We start from the raw sequence: 16,989 nt of genomic DNA on the forward strand, positions 1-16,989 counted from the left end.
CTCCCGTCTCACCGGCAAAGTGTTAACTTGACTAGACGTCAACTTAACATGACAATATCCGAAGTTCATCGGCGGCCAATGAATGCCGGATGAATCCGGGAGCGAACGCGATGCGGGTAGATGCCATGACGAAGCCGGTTTCCTCAAAAGGCGCAACTCCGGCCAATGCCGTGCCGATCACAGCTATCCCGACCGATGCCATCCCGATCGATGCCGTGCCGATCACCGTCGTCATCGTTACGATGGACACCCATCTTGCCAGCGCTACCGAACGGGCCTACCGGCGCCTGCTCGACGATTTTCCCGGTCTGACGCTGCGCCTGCATGCCGCCACCGAATGGGGCGACGATCCCGCGGCACTGGCGCGATGCCGGGCGGATATCGCGGCCGGTGACATCGTCATCTGCGCCATGCTGTTCATGGAAGACCACTACCGCGAGATCCTAGCCGACCTCAAGGCCCGGCGCGACACCTGCGACGCGCTGATCTGCATCCTGTCCGCCAGCGAAGTGACTACGCTGACCCGCATCGGCCGCTTCACGATGGACAGCCAGCCGAGCGGCCTGATGGGGATGCTCAAGCGCCTTCGCGGCAACGGCAAGGACAGGAACGCCAGCGCCGGCGCCCGCCAGATGAAGATGCTGAAGCGCCTGCCCAAGATCCTCCGGTTCATTCCAGGGACCGCGCAGGATGTCCGGGCCTATTTCCTGACCCTGCAATACTGGCTGGCCGGTTCCGACGACAATGTCGTCAACATGATCCGCATGCTGATCGACCGCTATGCCGGCGGCGCCCGGCAGAGCCTGCGCGGAGCGGTCAAGGTGGCGGCTCCCATCGCCTATCCGGATACCGGTGTCTACCATCCCCGCATGAAGGGGCGGATTTCCGCGACGGCCGACCTGCTGCCCCTGGCCCGCACCGAACGGGGCACCGTCGGCGTCCTCGGCCTGCGTTCCTATATGCTGGCCGGCAATGCCGCCCATTACGACGGCGTGATCGAAGCGCTGGAAGCGCGTGGCCTCCGCGTCATCCCGGCTTTCGCGTCGGGTCTCGATTCGCGTCCCGCGATCGAGGAGTTCTTCCTGAAGGACGGCCGTCCCGTCATCGACGCGATGGTGTCGCTGACCGGCTTCTCCCTCGTCGGCGGCCCGGCCTATAACGACGCCCATGCGGCGGAGGAGATGCTGGCGAAGCTCGACGTGCCTTATATCGCGGCCCATCCGGCCGAGTTGCAGACGCTGGAGCAGTGGGGCGCTTCCGAGCGCGGGCTGATGCCGGTCGAGTCGACCATCATGGTGGCGATCCCCGAACTGGACGGCGCCACCGGACCCATTGTGTTCGGCGGACGCTCCGACAACTCCGGACGGCCCTGCACCGGCTGCCACAGGGGTTGCGTCTTCGCGTCGAGCACCAACGGCCGCGACATGCACGCCTGCATCGAGCGCGCCGGCATGCTGGCGGCGCGGGTGGACAAGCTGGTGACGCTGCGGCGGACCAGGCTTGCCGAACGCAGGATCGCCGTCGTCCTGTTCAACTTTCCGCCCAACGCCGGCAACGCCGGGACAGCCGCCTATCTCGCCGTCTTCGACTCGCTGCACCGGACGCTGACCGCCATGAAGGCGGAAGGCTATGCGGTCGACCTGCCGCCGACCGTTGACGCCCTTCGCGATCGCATCATCGAAGGCAATCGCGGGCGCTTCGGGGCTCTCGCGAATGTCCATGTCAGGGTGCCGGCCGATGAGATGGTGCGGCGCGATCCCTGGCTGAGCGAGATTGAGGCGCAGTGGGGACCGGCCCCTGGCAAGCACCAGAGCGACGGCGCGTCGGTCTTCGTGCTGGGCGCGCAGTTCGGCAACGTCTTCGTCGGCCTCCAGCCCGCCTTCGGCTACGAGGGCGACCCGATGCGCCTGCTGTTCGAGAAGGGGTTCGCCCCGACCCACGCGTTCTCCGCCTTCTACCGCTGGCTGCGCGAGGACTTCCAGGCCCATGCCGTGCTCCATTTCGGCACCCACGGCGCGCTGGAATTCATGCCGGGCAAGCAGGCCGGCATGTCGGCCAAGGACTGGCCCGATCGCCTGATCGGCGACCTGCCCAGCCTGTACCTCTACGCCGCCAACAACCCGTCGGAAGGGGCTCTCGCCAAGCGCCGTGCGTCCGCGACCCTCATCAGCTACCTGACGCCGCCGATCGCCCATGCCGGCCTATATCGCGGGCTGATCGAGCTAAAATCGTCGATCGACCGCTGGCGGAGCCTCGATCCCGAGGCTGACCTGGAGCGCGACGACCTTGCGATGCTGATCCAGGCCCAGGCCGCCCTGGTCGAACTGGCGGAAGCCGAGCCGGCCTGGACCGGCGATGCCGGACCCCGCATCCAGCGGCTCGGCGCGCAGGTGCTGGAGCTTGAATATACCCTGATCCCCCACGGGTTGCATGTCGTCGGCGCCCCGCCGACACGGGACCAGCGGGTCGAGATGCTGGAGGCGGTGGCCGACGCCGCCCACGGTGCTCGTCCCGACCGGGCTGCCTTGACAGCCATCGTCGACGGCATGGCGCCGGAAGCCGCACTGGAACTCAGCGGGCTGACGCCCGACGACCATGGCCTCGCCGTCCTGACGAACCTTGCCGACACCGACCGCTGGCTGGCCGAAGACCACGAGATCACCGCGATCCTGCGGGCGCTCGACGGCCGCTTCATCCGTCCCGCTCCCGCCGGCGACCTGCTGCGCACGCCGGCGATCCTGCCGACCGGCCGCAACCTCCATGGCTTCGATCCCTTCCGCATCCCCAGCGCCTTCGCTGTCGAGGACGGCGCCCGGCAGGCGGAGCGGATCATCGCCCGCCACCGCGCCGACGGCCTGCCCATGCCGGAAACCGTCGCGATCGTCCTGTGGGGCACCGACAATTTGAAGAACGAGGGCGCTCCGATCGCACAGGTGCTCGCCCTGATGGGCGTGCGCCCGCGTTTCGACGGCTACGGCCGGCTGGCCGGCGCCACCCTGATCCCGCTGGAGGAGCTGGGGCGTCCGCGCATCGACGTCATCAGCACGCTGTCCGGCATCTTCCGCGACCTGCTGCCGCTCCAGATCAAGCTGCTGGCGGAAGCCTCGTTCCTGGCCGCCTCGGCGGACGAGCCCTGCGAACTGAACTTCGTCCGCAAGCACGCGCTTCAATACGTTCAGGAGCACGGCGGCGATCTGGAAACCGCCTCGCTCCGCGTCTTCGGCAATGCCGACGGCGCCTATGGGTCGAACGTCAACCACCTGATCGAATGCGGCGCCTGGGAAGACGAAAGCGAGCTGGCGGAAACCTACTACAAGCGCAAGAGCTTCGCCTATGGCCGCGCCGGGCACCCGGTCCAGCGCACGGCGCTGCTGAAGAGCGTCCTGGCCGGCGTCGATCTGGCGTACCAGAACCTCGACTCGGTCGAACTCGGCGTGACCACCGTCGATCACTATTTCGATACGCTCGGCGGCATCAGCCGCGCCGTCAAGGCCGCCAAGGGCGGGCAGTCGGCCCCGATCTATATCGGCGACCAGACGCGCGGCGACGGCGTCGTCCGGACGCTGGGCGAACAGGTGGCGCTGGAAACGCGGACGCGTACGCTGAACCCCAAGTGGTACGAAGGCATGCTGAGCCACGGCTACGAAGGCGTCCGCCAGATCGAGGAACACGTCTCCAACACCATGGGCTGGTCCGCGACCACCAGCGAGGTAGCGCCCTGGATCTATCAGCAGATCACCGAGACCTTCGTCCTCGATCCCGCGATGCGCAATCGCCTGACCGAGCTGAACCCCACGGCGTCGCTGAAATTGACGAACCGGCTGCTCGAAGCCCATGAGCGCCACTACTGGACGCCCGATGCCGCGACCTTCGACGCCCTTCGCAAGGCCAGCGAGGATTTGGAGGACTGCATCGAAGGCGTTTCGGTCGAGGCGGCGGCTTGAGGCCTGGATCGTGAGGCCCGGATCATGAGGATGCGCAGGCTGCGGCCCTTGCTGGCGGTCCCCATGGCGGCGGTCGTCGGCGGTGCGCTGTGGCTGTGGACGCCGGACAAGCCGCGCGCCGACCTGGAAAGCCGGTACCTGGCATCGCCCGGCGACCTGCGCGACGTAGCCGGGGTCCGCCTGCACGTCCGGGATACGGGACCCAGGGACGCGCCGGCCGTCATCCTGATCCACGGCTTCGGTTCCAGCCTGCACACCTGGGAGGACTGGGCGCGAACGCTCTCCGCCGAGTACCGGGTCATCCGGTTCGACCTGCCCGGTTCGGGCCTGAGCGAACCCGATCCGACCGGCGACTATACCGACCGGCGCAGCCTCCAGGTGCTCACGGCCCTGATGGATGGTCTTGGCGTCCGGCGCGCCAGCCTGATCGGCAACTCCATCGGCGGCAGGATCGCCTGGAAATTTGCCGGCGGGCAGCCTGATCGCACCGACAAGCTCGTCCTGGTCTCGCCGGACGGCTTCGCCAGTGCGGGGTTCCAGTATGGCGTGAAACCCGAGGTTCCCAGGCTGATCCGCCTGATGCGCTACGTCCTGCCCAAGCCGATGCTGCGCATGAACTTGAGCCCCGCCTACGGCGATCCTTCACGCCTGACCGATGCCGTCCTGGACCGCTACTACGACCTGATGCTGGCGCCGGGCGGCCGCGACGCGCTGATCGCGCGGATGGAACAAACCGTCCTGGAAGACCCGGAACCGCTGCTGCCCCGGATCGCAGCGCCGACGCTCCTGCTGTGGGGGGAGAAGGACGCGATGATCCCGGTCTCCAACGCCGCCGATTACCGGCGGCTGGTGCCCGACGTCACCCTCGCGACGCTGCCCGGACTGGGCCACGTCCCGCAGGAGGAAGACCCGGCGCGCTCGCTGGAGCCCGTGGCGGCGTTTCTCCGGCGGTAAGGCAAGTGTTGGGCCACGGCCCAACCTACGAAGCAGGAGCCTATAGGTTGGGCCGTGGCTCAACAAACACTGTCCGCACAAGTCAAGCTTGATGCCGATCGCTAACCCTTCGCATAGCGACAGTTCGCCACGTATTCAGCATTTTATATTTATTTGTATTAATCGCGCAAGTCATTGAAGAGATATTGGTTCGATATCTTTCAATATTGTAATAAAGCCAAGTATGGGGAAAAGCATGAGCGTGAAGAAATTAGCCGGCTTCGGTCGCATCTGTATAATCGCGTCCGGATTTCTCGCTTCGGCGACCTTTGGCGTTGCTCATGCGGCGGAGATCGGCATTTCCTGGCCGGGCAAATCCGCCTCCATCCTGATCTGGGAAAAAGCCTTCAAGGAACGGCTGACCGCGATAGCGCCCGACCTCAAGGTCGAAACCATCAAGGAAGTCCCGACCAACGAGGAGTTCGGCGCGATCCTGAAGCGCTTCGATACCGAAAAGGACGCCATCGTCCTGTTCCGGTCGAATGCCGCCGAATACGTGAAGGCCAATCCGACCAAGAAGCCGACCTTCTTCGGATCGGTCAACAACGTGGCCGAACTCGACCTCATCGAACACCCGGAAAAGCCGGAAGGCAACTATACGGCGGCCTCGTATTTCATCGCGCCGGAAATCCAGTTGCAGAGCTTCATCGCCTTGACGCCCAAGGTGAAGCGGCTCGCCTTCGTCCAGGAAGCCGGTCAGGCCAGTTCGGCGGCGGAAGCCGGCCCGAGTCTGGAAGCCTGCCGCAAGCTAGCCCTGACCTGCCAGCTGATCGCGGTACCATCCGCCGACCAGATCGCCTCCGCCATCCAGGCGAAGCTTTCGGAAGTCGACGCGCTCGTCATCGGCCGGCAGGCCATGATCATCGACAACGCCAAGGCGGTCATCGCGGCGGCGGGCGACAAGCCGGTGTTCACCTATCATGAAAAGGCGGTCAAGGACGGCGCCCTGATCGGAATGACCGCCAGCAACGAGAAGCTGGGCGCACTGCTCGCCGATGCCGTCGCCGGCGTCGTGCTCAAGGGCCGCAAGATCGCGGACACACCCGTCATCGTCGATACCGCCCCGACCCTGTACATCAACATGAACAGCGTTCAGAAGCTGGGCGTCCAGGTCCCGGTCGAACTGCTCGGCTCAGCCAACCTGATCCAGTAAGGCCGCTCTCGACTCCGACGGCACGGGGGCGAGCGTCACGGTCTGGATCAGGCCGCCCCCGTCGCGGTTGCGGATTGCGATGCCGCCGCCGCTCCGCACGACGATCTCCCGCGCGATCGCCAGCCCCAGGCCGGCGCCGGGAACCTGCTTGCGCCGGCCGGGATCGACGCGGAAGAACGGTTCGAATACCTGCTCGATGAGCGCGGGGGGAATGCCGGGGCCGCGGTCGGCGATGACGACGGTGGGGGCCTCGTCCCGTATCGTGACTTCGACCGTGGCGCCGCCGCCATGGGTGGCGGCGTTGATGATCAGGTTGCGCAATGCCCGCTTGAGCGCCAGCGGACCGGCCCTGGTCCAGGCCGGCTCGACCGCGCCCAGGCGCACGGTCATCCCAAGCCCTGCCAGATCGTCGACAAGGGCGGCAACCAGGCGGTCCAGCGCCAGGGGCTCGTCCGATCCGGGCTCCGCCTCCTCCCGGACCAGACCGATGGCGCTGTCGGCAATGCGGTCCAGTTCCTCCAGGTCGTTCAGCCATTGGTCCCGCTCGTCGTCGGGCAGGAACTCGGCCCGCAGGCGTAGCCGCGTCATCGGCGTCCGCAGGTCGTGACCGGCGGCGGCGACCAGCCGCATCCTGCTTTCCATCGCCGTCTTGAGGCGGGACGACAGGCGGTTGAGAGCCTGCGCGGTCGCCCTGACTTCCTCCGGGCCGGTTTCCGGCAGATGGGGCAGGTTGCCGTCGGGACCGATGCTGGTGATCGCCTGTTCCAGCATGCCCAGCGGGCGGGAAATCTTGGCGGCGGCGAACAGGGCGACCGCCGTGGCCCCGACGGCGATCAGCGCCATGTAGCCGACCAGCAGCATCCAGGGCGGTCCCGGCGGCGGCAGCTCCTGCAACGGCATCACCAGCCAGCCGCGCCCCGGCACCGGGATCGACACGCTCATGGGCGGACGTCCGGGAGCGGCACCGCGCTCCGGACGGGTGATGACGACCGGCAGCGGCTCGCCCGTCCTCGCCAGGGCGTCCCGCAGGTCCTGCGTGAAATGGGGCGAGACGGGATCGGACGGGGGGACCGGATCGAACTTCAGCCCATCCGCGGCGACGGCGGCGTTGCTGCCCGCAAGATCGGAAATCAGGCGGATCTGCCGGGCGATCGGGTCCATGATCTGGAGCTGTCCGGGGCTTTTGACCAGGACCATCGTGACGCTTGTGGCAAGGCCGACCACCGCGACGATGGCGACGACCAGCACCAGCGCCAGCTTTGTCCGCAAGGATGCGCGCACGGACTCCAAGGCGTTCAATCCGACGTCTCGACGCGCGCGGCAAGCTGATAGCCGCCGTTCCGCACCGTCTTGAAGATCTGGAAGCTGCCGGTATCACCCAGCTTGCGGCGCAGACGGCTGACCAGCACGTCGATCGAGCGGCCGAACGGGTCGCTCTCCCGTCCCTGCGTCAGGTCGAGCAGCTGGTCGCGCGACAGCACGCGGCCGGGACGTTCGAGGAAGACGCGCAGAAGCTCGAACTCCCCGGCGGTCAAGGCGACCTCCTCGCCGGCAGGGTCGGTCAGGCGGCGGGTCGCCGGGTCGGCGGTGAAGCCCACGAAGCGGAACAGCTTGTCGGTCACCGGTTCCGGCGCGTCCCAGCCCCGCCGCAGCACGGCGCGGATGCGGGCGACCAGTTCGCGCGGATTGAAGGGCTTGGCGAGATAATCGTCGGCGCCGATTTCCAGGCCGATGATCCGGTCTATCTCCTCCTTCAAGGCCGTCAGGAGGATGATCGGAACATACTGCCGCTGACCGCGCAGGTTGCGGCATATCTCCAGGCCGGAGCCGTCCGGCAGCATGACGTCCAGGACGACCAGATCGATTTGGCTGTCGGGGAACGCCTTCTCGAACTCCCGCCGGTCGGCGGCCAGCGTCACGCGGAATCCCTGGCTGTCCAGGTATCGGCCGAGCAGCCGCCGGATTTCCTGATCGTCGTCAACGACGAGAATATGAGGAGATGTCTGCATCACCCCTGGTATATACGCCGCCCGGCTTACGCGCCGCGACGGGATTTTTGCAACGGAGCGTGTCGGCGGGCAGGGCGGCAACGTTCGGAAACAATTCCGCCGCCGGCTGTCACCCTCCGTAACGTACTGAAGAAATGCCGCAATGACCGTCCCTTATGGTCCGCTTTATCGCCGGACCGATCGAATCGGATCGGGCGAGCTGGATCGACTTAAAGGTAATGCGGCCGATGGAAAGCAGGGGTGATCGGGTCAGGGAGTGGTCCGTCACGGCCGCCGCCGTCCTGGCGATGGCGGGACTTCTGATCATGATGCTCGCGACGGCGCTGTCCGTCATGGGTCCGTGAGGGAACAGAAAATTGAAGATTGCGAAAGGATGCGCCGGAGCGGCGCTCGTGCTGCTGTTGCTGGCCGCCTGCGGACAGCCCGGAGCAAGCGACAGGACGGCCGACACTGCCCCGGCTGGCGAGCCGGCGACCGGATTGGGCGTCACGGTACAGGCTGCGGAACGCACCGCCATGGCATCGCGCGTCACCGCCACCGGCACGGTAGCGGCTTGGCAGGAACTGGTGCTGGGCGCGCGGATCAGCGGTCTGGCCCTGGTCGACGTCCGGGTGGGGGAGGGAGACCGGGTAGAAGCCGGTCAGGTCCTGGCCCTGCTCGACGACAGCGGCCTGACCGCTGAGAAGGCGCAGCAGAAGGCCGCGATCGAGGAGGCGGAAGCCAACCTCGCCAATGCCCTGCTGGCTGAGGAACGGTCGCGGAAGCTGGCGGCGACCAATGCCGTCAGCCGGGAAACGGTGGACGAGCGCGCCACCGCGACCCGCACCGCCCGCGCCAAGCTGGCGCAGGCCAAGGCGGCGCTCGACCTGCTGGACGTCAAGCTCGGCCAGACCCGCGTCACGGCTCCCGTTTCCGGCACGATAACCGCCAAGCCCGCCGTGCTCGGCGTGGTCGTCCAGACCGGCACCGAACTGTTCCGCATCCTGCGCGACGACCGGCTGGAGGTCGAAGCCCTGGTGCCGGAACGGGACATTACAGCCGTCAAGCCGGGCCAAGCCGCCACCGTGACCGACGCCGCCGGTGGCACGATCCGGGCCGAAGTGCGGGCGATGGCGGCGAAGGTCGATCCCCTGACGCGCCTCGGCACCGCGTATCTGACGTTGCCGGAAGACGCCCGCCTGCTCCAGGGCATGTTCGTCCGGGTCACGATCCAGGCCGACGAGCGGATGGTGCTTTCGGTAGCGGAACAATCGCTGGTCTGGCGCGACGGGCAGCCGGCGGTATTCACCGTCGGCGCGGACGGCGCGGTCGAACTGCGGACCGTCGAGACCGGCGCCCGCGCCGGCGGACGTGTCGCCATCGAGAGCGGCCTTGCCGGCGGCGAAAGCGTCGTCGTCGCGGGCGCCGGCTTCCTGGACGATGGGAACGTCGTGCGGGTCGTCACGCAGCAGGCGGATGCGGGGGAGGGAACGCCATGAGCGGCTCGTCAAAGACCGGTGGCTGGTCGAACGGCCTGTCCTCCTGGTCGATCCGCCATCCGGTCCCGACCGTCGTCCTGTTCCTGTTCCTGACCGGCGCCGGCGTGCTCGGCTTCATGGGCCTCCGCACCAACAACATGCCCGACATCGACATGCCGACGGTCACGGTGACCGTGGCGCAGTCGGGCGCCGCTCCCACGGAACTGGAGACCCAGGTCACCCGGATCGTCGAGAACGCGGTGGCCGGCGTCGGCAACGTCGACGACATCTCCTCCACCGTCGGCGAGGGAAGCTCGACGACGACGATCCGGTTCATCCTGGGGACCGACGTCGACCGTGCGACCAACGATGTCCGGAACGCCGTCGCCGGCATCCAGGGCAACCTGCCGGCCGGAGCCGAAAGCCCGGTTATCGCGCGGATGGACGATACCGGGCGGGCGATCCTGACCTTCGTCGTGGAAGCCCCGGCGATGGCTCCCGACGGCTTGAGCTGGTTCGTCGACAACGATGTCGGCAAGGCTTTGCTGGGGGTGGACGGCGTCTCCAAGGTCGAGCGTTCAGGCGGCGTCGACCGCGTCATCCGGATCGAACTGGACCCCGACCGGCTGGCGGCGCTCGGCGTCGGAGCGGACGAAATCAGCCGCACCCTGGCCGACGTCAACGTCAACCAGCCCGGCGGCCGGGCCAGCGTCGGCGGGCGGGAGCAGTCGGTCCGGACGCTGGGCAGCGCCACCACCGTGGCGGCCCTGGCCGACACCCGCGTCAGGCTGGCCGGCGGCGGCGGCAGCGTCCGGCTGGCGGACCTCGGCACCGTCAGGGACGGCTGGGAGGAGCCGCGCCAGCGCGCCCGGCTGGACGGCAAGGAAGTCGTCGCCTTCAGCGTCTTCCGCTCGGTCGGCTCCAGCGAGATCGACGTGACCGGGGCCGTCCGCGCCGCGGTCGCCAAGCTCGACGGCAGCCGTGCCGACGTGACCTTCCGCGAGGTCACCTCATCGTCGTACTTCGTCGCCGAAAGCTATGCCGCCGCGGTCGAGGCGCTGTGGATCGGGGCCTTGCTGGCGATCGGCGTCGTCTGGCTGTTCCTGCGCGACATCCGCGCCACCCTGATCTCCTCGGTGGCGCTGCCGCTGTCGCTGATCCCGACCTTCGCGGTGATGCGGCTGCTCGACCTGTCGCTGAACAACATCACGCTGCTGGCGCTGTCGCTGGTGGTCGGCATCCTGGTGGACGACGCCATCGTCGAGATCGAGAACATCGTCCGCCACATGCGCCACAGCGGCAAGCGCGCCTGGGAAGCCGCCATCGAGGCGGCCGACGAGATCGGGCTGGCGGTGGTGGCGACGACCGGGACCATCGTCGCCGTCTTTCTGCCGGTCGCCTTCATGCCCGGCATCCCCGGCCAGATCTTCAAGAGCTTCGCCATCGCCACCTGCGTTTCCGTGGCCTTCTCGCTGCTGGTGGCGCGGATGCTTACCCCGCTTATGGGGGCGTTCCTGATCCGGGCGGAGGGTCACCGGGACGACGAGCCGAAATGGGTCCCGGCCTATCTCTGGCTGCTGCGAAAGGCGCTGCACCGGCGCTGGATCACGCTGGCGCTGGGGGTGGCGTTCTTCGCCGGATCGATAGGACTGGCGCGGCTGCTGCCGGTGGACTTCATGCCCGCCTCCGACCGGGGACGCTCGCTGGTCTCGGTCCAGCTGCCGCCCGGCGCCACGCTGGCCGAAACCGACGCGGTCGTGCAGGGGATCACGGCGCGGCTTCGGGGCGAACCCGAGGTGGCGGGGATCTTCGCCTCCATCGGGACGCCGACATCGGCCGGCATGGGGCCGAAGGCCGCTTCCGCCGGAGAGGTCCGCTCGGCGACCCTGACGGTGAACCTCGTGCCGCGTGCGGAGCGGAGCGTATCGCAGCAGGCGTTCGAGAAGCGCGCTTCCGCGATGCTCGCCGACATCCCCGGCGCCCGCATCCAGTTCGGCGCGGATGGGCAGTCCGGCGCGAAGGTCTCGGTGACGCTGACGGGCGACGACCCGGCGGCGCTGAATGCAGCAAGCGCCGCCCTGCTGCGCGACATGCGGTCGGTGCCCGGCTTCCTGAACCCGGCCTCCACCTCGGCGATCTCGCGGCCGGAACTGATCATCAGGCCGGACGACGCGCGCGCGGCGGAAGTCGGCGTGACGCCGACCGCCATAGCGCTGGCGGTACAGGTGGCGACGCTGGGCGACACCGACCGCAACCTGCCCAAATTCAACCTGGGAGACCGGCAGATCCCGATCCTGGCGTCGTTGCCGCAGGACGCGCTGAACGATCCGTCCCGTCTGGCCGTGCTGCCGGTTTCCGGAACGCGGGCCACCGTGCCGCTCGGCTCGGTAGCCGCGATCGGCTTCGGCGCCGGCCCGACCAGCATCCTGCGGGTGGACAGGCGGCGGAGCGCCACAGTGGAAGCCAACCTGTCCGGCCTGACGCTGGGCGAGGCATCCGCGCGGGTTGCGGCGCTGCCGACGATGCGGGCGCTGCCCCCGGGCGTCACCGAACTGAAGCGCGGCGACGAGGAGCGGATGCGGGAGTTGTTCACCGGCTTCGCGACGGCGCTCACGGCAGGCATCTTCCTGATGTACGCGACGCTGGTCCTGCTGTTCCGCAGCTTCATCCAGCCGGTCACGATCATGGTGGCGCTGCCGCTGTCGGTCGGCGGAGCGCTGGGGTTCCTGCTGCTGTCGGGGCATGCGCTGGCGATCTCCGCCCTGATCGGGCTGCTGCTGCTGATGGGCATCGCCGCCAAGAACTCGATCCTGCTGGTCGACTACGCGCTGATGGCGCGGGCGGAACACGGGCTGGACCGGACCTCGGCGCTGCTCGACGCGGCGGCCAAGCGGGCGCGGCCGATCGTCATGACCTCGCTCGCCATGGGGGCCGGCATGCTGCCGCTGGCCCTCGGCTGGGGAGCGGATGCGGAAACGCGGGCGCCGATGGCGATCGCGGTGATCGGCGGGCTGCTGTCGTCCACGGTGCTCAGTCTCGTCTACGTCCCGGTCTTCTTCACCGTGATGGACGACCTGGAACGCCTGCTCGGCCGCTGGCTGCGCCCGCTGGCGGTCGGGGCGGAAACGCCGGCACACGCCGAGCCGACGATCTAAGAAGGGACAGGGACCATGAAGATAGCCTTTCCGCTGCGCAGCAAGATCGTCGTCGCCCTTGGCACCGTGATCGTGGCGACGCTGCTGGTCTTCGCCTGGGTGATGGACGCTGTCGTCGTGATGCCGCGCATCCGAGAACAGGTCGGCGTGTCGCTCAGCACCATGGCGACGCAGGCCCAGGCCAGCCTGACCCAGCGTCTGCTGGAACGGGCGCTGGCGTCGCGCGAGCCGGCGCTGCACATGGCTCTGGCGAAGGTCGGCGCCGCGCCGACGGGCTCATCGCCGCCGCTCGAACCGGAACGGGCCGCCCTGGCGGACCACCATCCCCTGCGCGACGGAACCGAACTGCTGCTGCTGAACCGAGAGGGCGCCGTGATCGACGGGCCGCCCGCGCTGATCGGGGCGATGGTGTCTTTCGGCGGCGGCACGCCGGACGACCGCTTCTTCCAGTTGGTGAACATCGGCGGGCGCGAGTTCGACGTCGGCCGGGCGGTCGGGCAGCGCACCCCCGACCTGGAACGGTTGGGCTGGAGCGTCGTCGCGGCCCAGCCGCTCGACTTCGCGGCAAGGCCGCTCGTGTCGATGTCCGTCGGCACCGCCGGCTTCACGGCCCTGGCCGGACTGGTGCTGTTCTCCTGCGGCTGGGTGATCGCGACGCGTGTCACCCGCCCGTTGACCGCGATCCGGCTGGCGGCAAGCCGGCTGGCCGCCGGCGACGACAGGATGCCGGTCCCCAGCGTCAGCGACTATGCCGAGGTGCAGTCGATCAGCCGCTCGCTCCAGACGCTGGATCTGCGCATGCGCGAGGGCGAACGCCAGTCGATCCGGATCGGCCGCTCGCTCCACCAGCGCGAGTCCCTGCTGCGCGCCATCGCCCACGACCTCCGCTCGCCGCTGACTGCGGCGATGTCGCTATCGGAAACCCTGGCGAACCCGCGCAGCCGCCTGAGCGGCGAGGACCGCGCGGCGGCGGCGGCCGGCTGTTTCGCGGCGATGCGCAACATGCAGGACCTGCTGGACAACCTGCTGCGCTGGGCCTTCCTCCAGATGGACGTCTCCACCGCGAGCGCCCCCGCGGAACTGCGCCAGACGATCCATGATGCCCTGTCGCTGAGCTTCGCCACGGCCGAGGCGAAAGGAGTGGACCTGATCGTCTACGCCCCGCCGCTGGAGGTCGATACCGAGGCCGAAGTGATCGGTACCGTCGTCCGCAACCTAGTCAACAACGCGATCAAGTTCACCCGATCCGGAGGAACGGTACGGGTGACGGCACATCCGTACGAGTACGGCCTGCTGGTTTCCGTCGCCGACAGCGGCGTCGGGATGAGCGCCGATACTCTGGAATCGCTGTTCCCGGCGCAGTACCCGCCTACGGACGGCGAAGCCGGTTGTCTCCCGCGTTCGATGCCGGGAACCGAGGGCGAGCCGGGCACCGGCCTCGGCCTGATCCTCTGCCGGGAACTGGTCGAGCGATGCGGTGGCTGGATCGGCGCAGAAAGCGTGGAAGGATTCGGTACGACTTTCCGGTTCAGCCTGCCGGTAGGATGACGGAGAAGGAGCACGGCGATAAGTTCCGGAGCATAAGCGATGTCAATGACGTTTAGATGATTATGCAACGCCCGGGTCAAGACAAGGTAGGTACTGCGAGATCTCGAAAATATTTGAAGTAAGTGGGATAATCCTGTACTTAAGGACATTAACCATGTTGCTCTCCCTTATCAGCACACATCATGGTTGTTTTTGGTGATGTTTGGCTGCTGATTAGGAAAATCGCCGCTTGATATTTGCTTTGTCCAACACTGTGAAGTCTCTACTGTTCCGGCGCTCTTATCGGGTCAGAACGTGGCTCATCCTGCTTGTGATTGCCTGCATCGTTCCGCCTCTCCTGTTCTCGGCGGCTCTTCTCATTCAAAATACCCGCGACGAACGGGTGGCGACGGAGGCACAGGTCACGGACCGCGCACGGCTGCTGGGCGACGACATCGACCGGGAACTCGCCCGCATCCTGGCTGTCGGCGAGGTGCTGGCGCTTTCGGAAAGCCTGGACACCGGTGATTTCGCAAGCTTCTACCGGTATGCGACGGAGGTCCGCGACCTTCTGGACACCAATATCCTGATTCGCGACATCTCCAGCCAGCAATTGGTCAATACACGGCTGCCATGGGGCGCGCCATTGCCGCGCAATCCCGTCTTCGACGTCGACCTGAGGGCCATAGAAACCCGGCGTCCCCAGATTTCCAACCTCCTGACCGGTGCGGTGTCGAGAACTCCGCTCCTGATCGTAGTCATTCCGGTCATGCGGAATGACCAGGTCAGCTACCTGCTGAGCCTGACCCTATCGCTGGAACGGCTGCAATCCATCCTCTCCGCCGACCGCCTGCCGCCCGGATGGCTGGCAGGCCTGATCGACCGGGACGGGGTTGTCATTGCCCGCTCGAAAGGAGCGGATGAGTTCGTCGGCACCAGCGTTCCCGCCGATACCTGGATCAGGATCAAGGACTTCCCCAAGGGAATCGACCGCACAGGCAACCTGGAGGGCATCCTGTCGCTCCAGGCCTATCATCGCTCCCAGGCATCCGGCTGGCTGGTCGGCGTAAGCGTGCCCGAATCCCTGGTCAGCGTTCAGCCCCGATGGACGCTGACACTGTTCGCGGGCGGCGGCGGGCTGCTCTTCCTGATCGGCCTGTTGGTGGCGGTGTATCTTTCACGGATACTCGCCCAGTCCATCACGCAACTATCCGACTCGGCCAGGGCCTTGGGCGAGGGTCATCCCATGACCGTGGTTCATCCCCGCATCGCGGAAATCGATACTGTCGGCAAGGCGCTTCATGACACGGCGTCGCTGATAAAAAGCCGGACGGCGGCGCTCCGGGAGAGCGAGGAAAGACTGCGCCGCGTGGTCGAGGGAGCACCGTTCCCCGCCATCGTCCACGCCGAGGATGGCGAGATCATCTATCTCAGCCGGGCCTGGACGGAAGCATCGGGATACTCGGCGCAGGAGATCCCGACCATTGCCGAGTGGGGCAGGCGCGCCCATGAAACATGCATCGCCCCGTCGTACGATATCGAACGGCTTTACCAGCTGGACCGGCCGCTCGACGAGAGCGAATACACGATCAGGACGGCGGATGGACGCGAACGCATCTGGTCGTTCCGGTCGGCGCCCATTGGCCGCGACGGCAGCGGCCGGCGTCTGGTCGTCAGCATGGCCGCCGACCTGACCGACCGCCATGAGGCGGAAGCCCATCAGCGCCTGCTGATGCAGGAAGTCGATCATCGGGCCAAGAACGCGCTCGCCGTCGTCCAGAGCATCGTCATCCTCAGCCAGGCCGACAACTCCGCCGATTTCGCCCGGGTCGTCCAGGGGCGCGTGGCGGCAGTCGCCCGCGCCCATACGCTTCTGGCTAACACCCGCTGGTCCGGCGCCGATCTGGCGACCCTGATCCGCCAGGAACTGGAGGCGCATGTCCTGCCGGGGCAATTCGTCATAGCGGGCGGTCCGGTGACGATCGTGGCGGCCTCGGCCCAGGCGGTGTCGATCCTGCTGCACGAACTGACGGTCAATGCGCTCGAGCACGGCGCACTCACCGTTCCCAAGGGCGTGGTGAATGTTTCTTTTGGGGTGAACCAGCGAAACGGCAGCCTGATCCTGGACTGGGAAGAAAGCGGCGGACCGGGCGTGACGGAGCCGACGCGGCGCGGCTTCGGCTCGCTGATCATCGAACGGACCGTGAAGGATCAGTTGGGCGGCGACGTGGACTTTTCCTGGACGCCGGCCGGGCTCCGTTTCCGGATGGTCCTGCCATCCGACTACTTCATGGTCAGCGGCGTAACCGTCGTAGCACCTTCCACTCCCAGGCATGCGAACGATCATCCCGCGCCGCATGTGCCCGGCGCGCGGGTGCTGCTGGTCGAGGACGAGGCGCTCACCGCGCTGGCGATGACCCAGGCCGTAGAAGACGCCGGCTACAAGGTTCTCGGCCCCGTGGGTCGGGTGCAGGACGGGATCGACATGGTGCGGCAGTCGCGGCCGGACGTGGCGGTGCTGGACGTCAACCTGCTCGGCCAGCCGTCCTATCCCATCGCCAGATCGTTGATCGCCATGGGCGTGCCTTTCCTCTTCTGTACCGGATACAACATGCTGAACGACGCCGAGGCGTCGCTGCGCGAAGCACCCGTGTTGAGGAAGCCCGTCCACCCCGACGATCTGGTGGAGGCTATCGCCGCGCTGCTTGCGTCACGGAAAGACTCAAAGGAAGGGACGGGATGACTGCGCTG

General features: G+C 67.3%; 9 protein-coding genes. 7 read left to right on the forward strand and 2 right to left on the reverse strand.

What is annotated here, in order from left to right; all coding sequences use genetic code 11:
- Positions 1-110: 110 nt before the first annotated feature.
- The 3 genes from N826_RS23380 (at position 111) to N826_RS23390 (ending at position 6,090) form a co-directional block, all read left to right on the forward strand.
- Entirely contained in the window at positions 111-3,944 is a 3,834-nt protein-coding gene (locus tag N826_RS23380) for a magnesium chelatase subunit H (protein WP_280178489.1), read from the forward strand.
- 24 nt (positions 3,945-3,968) lie between these two features.
- A complete protein-coding gene (locus N826_RS23385; RefSeq protein ID WP_244619673.1) occupies positions 3,969-4,898 on the forward strand; it encodes an alpha/beta fold hydrolase in 930 nt (309 codons plus the stop codon).
- Positions 4,899-5,139: 241 nt separating this feature from the next.
- Positions 5,140-6,090, forward strand: a complete 951-nt coding sequence (locus N826_RS23390) for an ABC transporter substrate-binding protein (protein ID WP_169789406.1) — start codon at positions 5,140-5,142, stop codon at positions 6,088-6,090.
- Here the strand turns inward: N826_RS23390 and N826_RS23395 are convergent.
- Together N826_RS23395 and N826_RS23400 are read right to left on the reverse strand one after the other, a co-directional pair.
- Positions 6,070-7,371, reverse strand: coding sequence for a sensor histidine kinase (locus tag N826_RS23395; protein ID WP_044432850.1), 1,302 nt, complete (start codon positions 7,369-7,371; stop codon positions 6,070-6,072). The genes N826_RS23390 and N826_RS23395 overlap by 21 nt on opposite strands.
- Positions 7,372-7,385: 14 nt before the next feature.
- Positions 7,386-8,099: a response regulator gene (locus N826_RS23400; protein ID WP_044432778.1), complete on the reverse strand. Its 714-nt coding sequence runs from the start codon at positions 8,097-8,099 to the stop codon at positions 7,386-7,388.
- Between the two features lie 356 nt (positions 8,100-8,455).
- Between N826_RS23400 and N826_RS23410 the strand changes: the two genes are divergently transcribed.
- The 4 genes from N826_RS23410 to N826_RS40435 all read left to right on the forward strand — a co-directional run bounded on the left by N826_RS23410 (position 8,456) and on the right by N826_RS40435 (position 16,981).
- Positions 8,456-9,577: an efflux RND transporter periplasmic adaptor subunit gene (locus tag N826_RS23410; RefSeq protein WP_084721086.1), complete on the forward strand. Its 1,122-nt coding sequence runs from the start codon at positions 8,456-8,458 to the stop codon at positions 9,575-9,577.
- Positions 9,574-12,711, forward strand: a complete 3,138-nt coding sequence (locus N826_RS23415) for an efflux RND transporter permease subunit (protein WP_044432782.1) — start codon at positions 9,574-9,576, stop codon at positions 12,709-12,711. The genes N826_RS23410 and N826_RS23415 overlap by 4 nt, the downstream gene beginning before the upstream one ends.
- Positions 12,712-12,726: 15 nt before the next feature.
- Complete coding sequence (locus tag N826_RS23420) at positions 12,727-14,259, forward strand: sensor histidine kinase (RefSeq protein ID WP_044432784.1); 1,533 nt, start codon at positions 12,727-12,729, stop codon at positions 14,257-14,259.
- Between the two features lie 310 nt (positions 14,260-14,569).
- Positions 14,570-16,981 carry an HWE histidine kinase domain-containing protein gene (locus tag N826_RS40435; RefSeq protein WP_147040941.1) on the forward strand — a complete coding sequence of 804 codons (2,412 nt, stop codon included), beginning with the start codon at positions 14,570-14,572 and terminating at the stop codon, positions 16,979-16,981.
- The last annotated feature ends 8 nt before the right edge of the window (positions 16,982-16,989 follow it).

It is taken from the genome of Skermanella aerolata KACC 11604 (assembly GCF_000936425.1).
Taxonomy (GTDB): domain Bacteria; phylum Pseudomonadota; class Alphaproteobacteria; order Azospirillales; family Azospirillaceae; genus Skermanella; species Skermanella aerolata.

What these genes read in the sequence shown, in the direction of transcription:
- N826_RS23380 (WP_280178489.1), top strand. Translation starts at nt 111, where the DNA reads ATGCGGGTAGATGCCATGACGAAGCCGGTTTCCTCAAAAGGCGCAACT.
- N826_RS23385 (WP_244619673.1), top strand. Translation starts at nt 3,969, where the DNA reads ATGAGGATGCGCAGGCTGCGGCCCTTGCTGGCGGTCCCCATGGCGGCG.
- N826_RS23400 (WP_044432778.1), bottom strand. Translation starts at nt 8,099, where the DNA reads ATGCAGACATCTCCTCATATTCTCGTCGTTGACGACGATCAGGAAATC.
- N826_RS23415 (WP_044432782.1), top strand. Translation starts at nt 9,574, where the DNA reads ATGAGCGGCTCGTCAAAGACCGGTGGCTGGTCGAACGGCCTGTCCTCC.
- N826_RS23420 (WP_044432784.1), top strand. Translation starts at nt 12,727, where the DNA reads ATGAAGATAGCCTTTCCGCTGCGCAGCAAGATCGTCGTCGCCCTTGGC.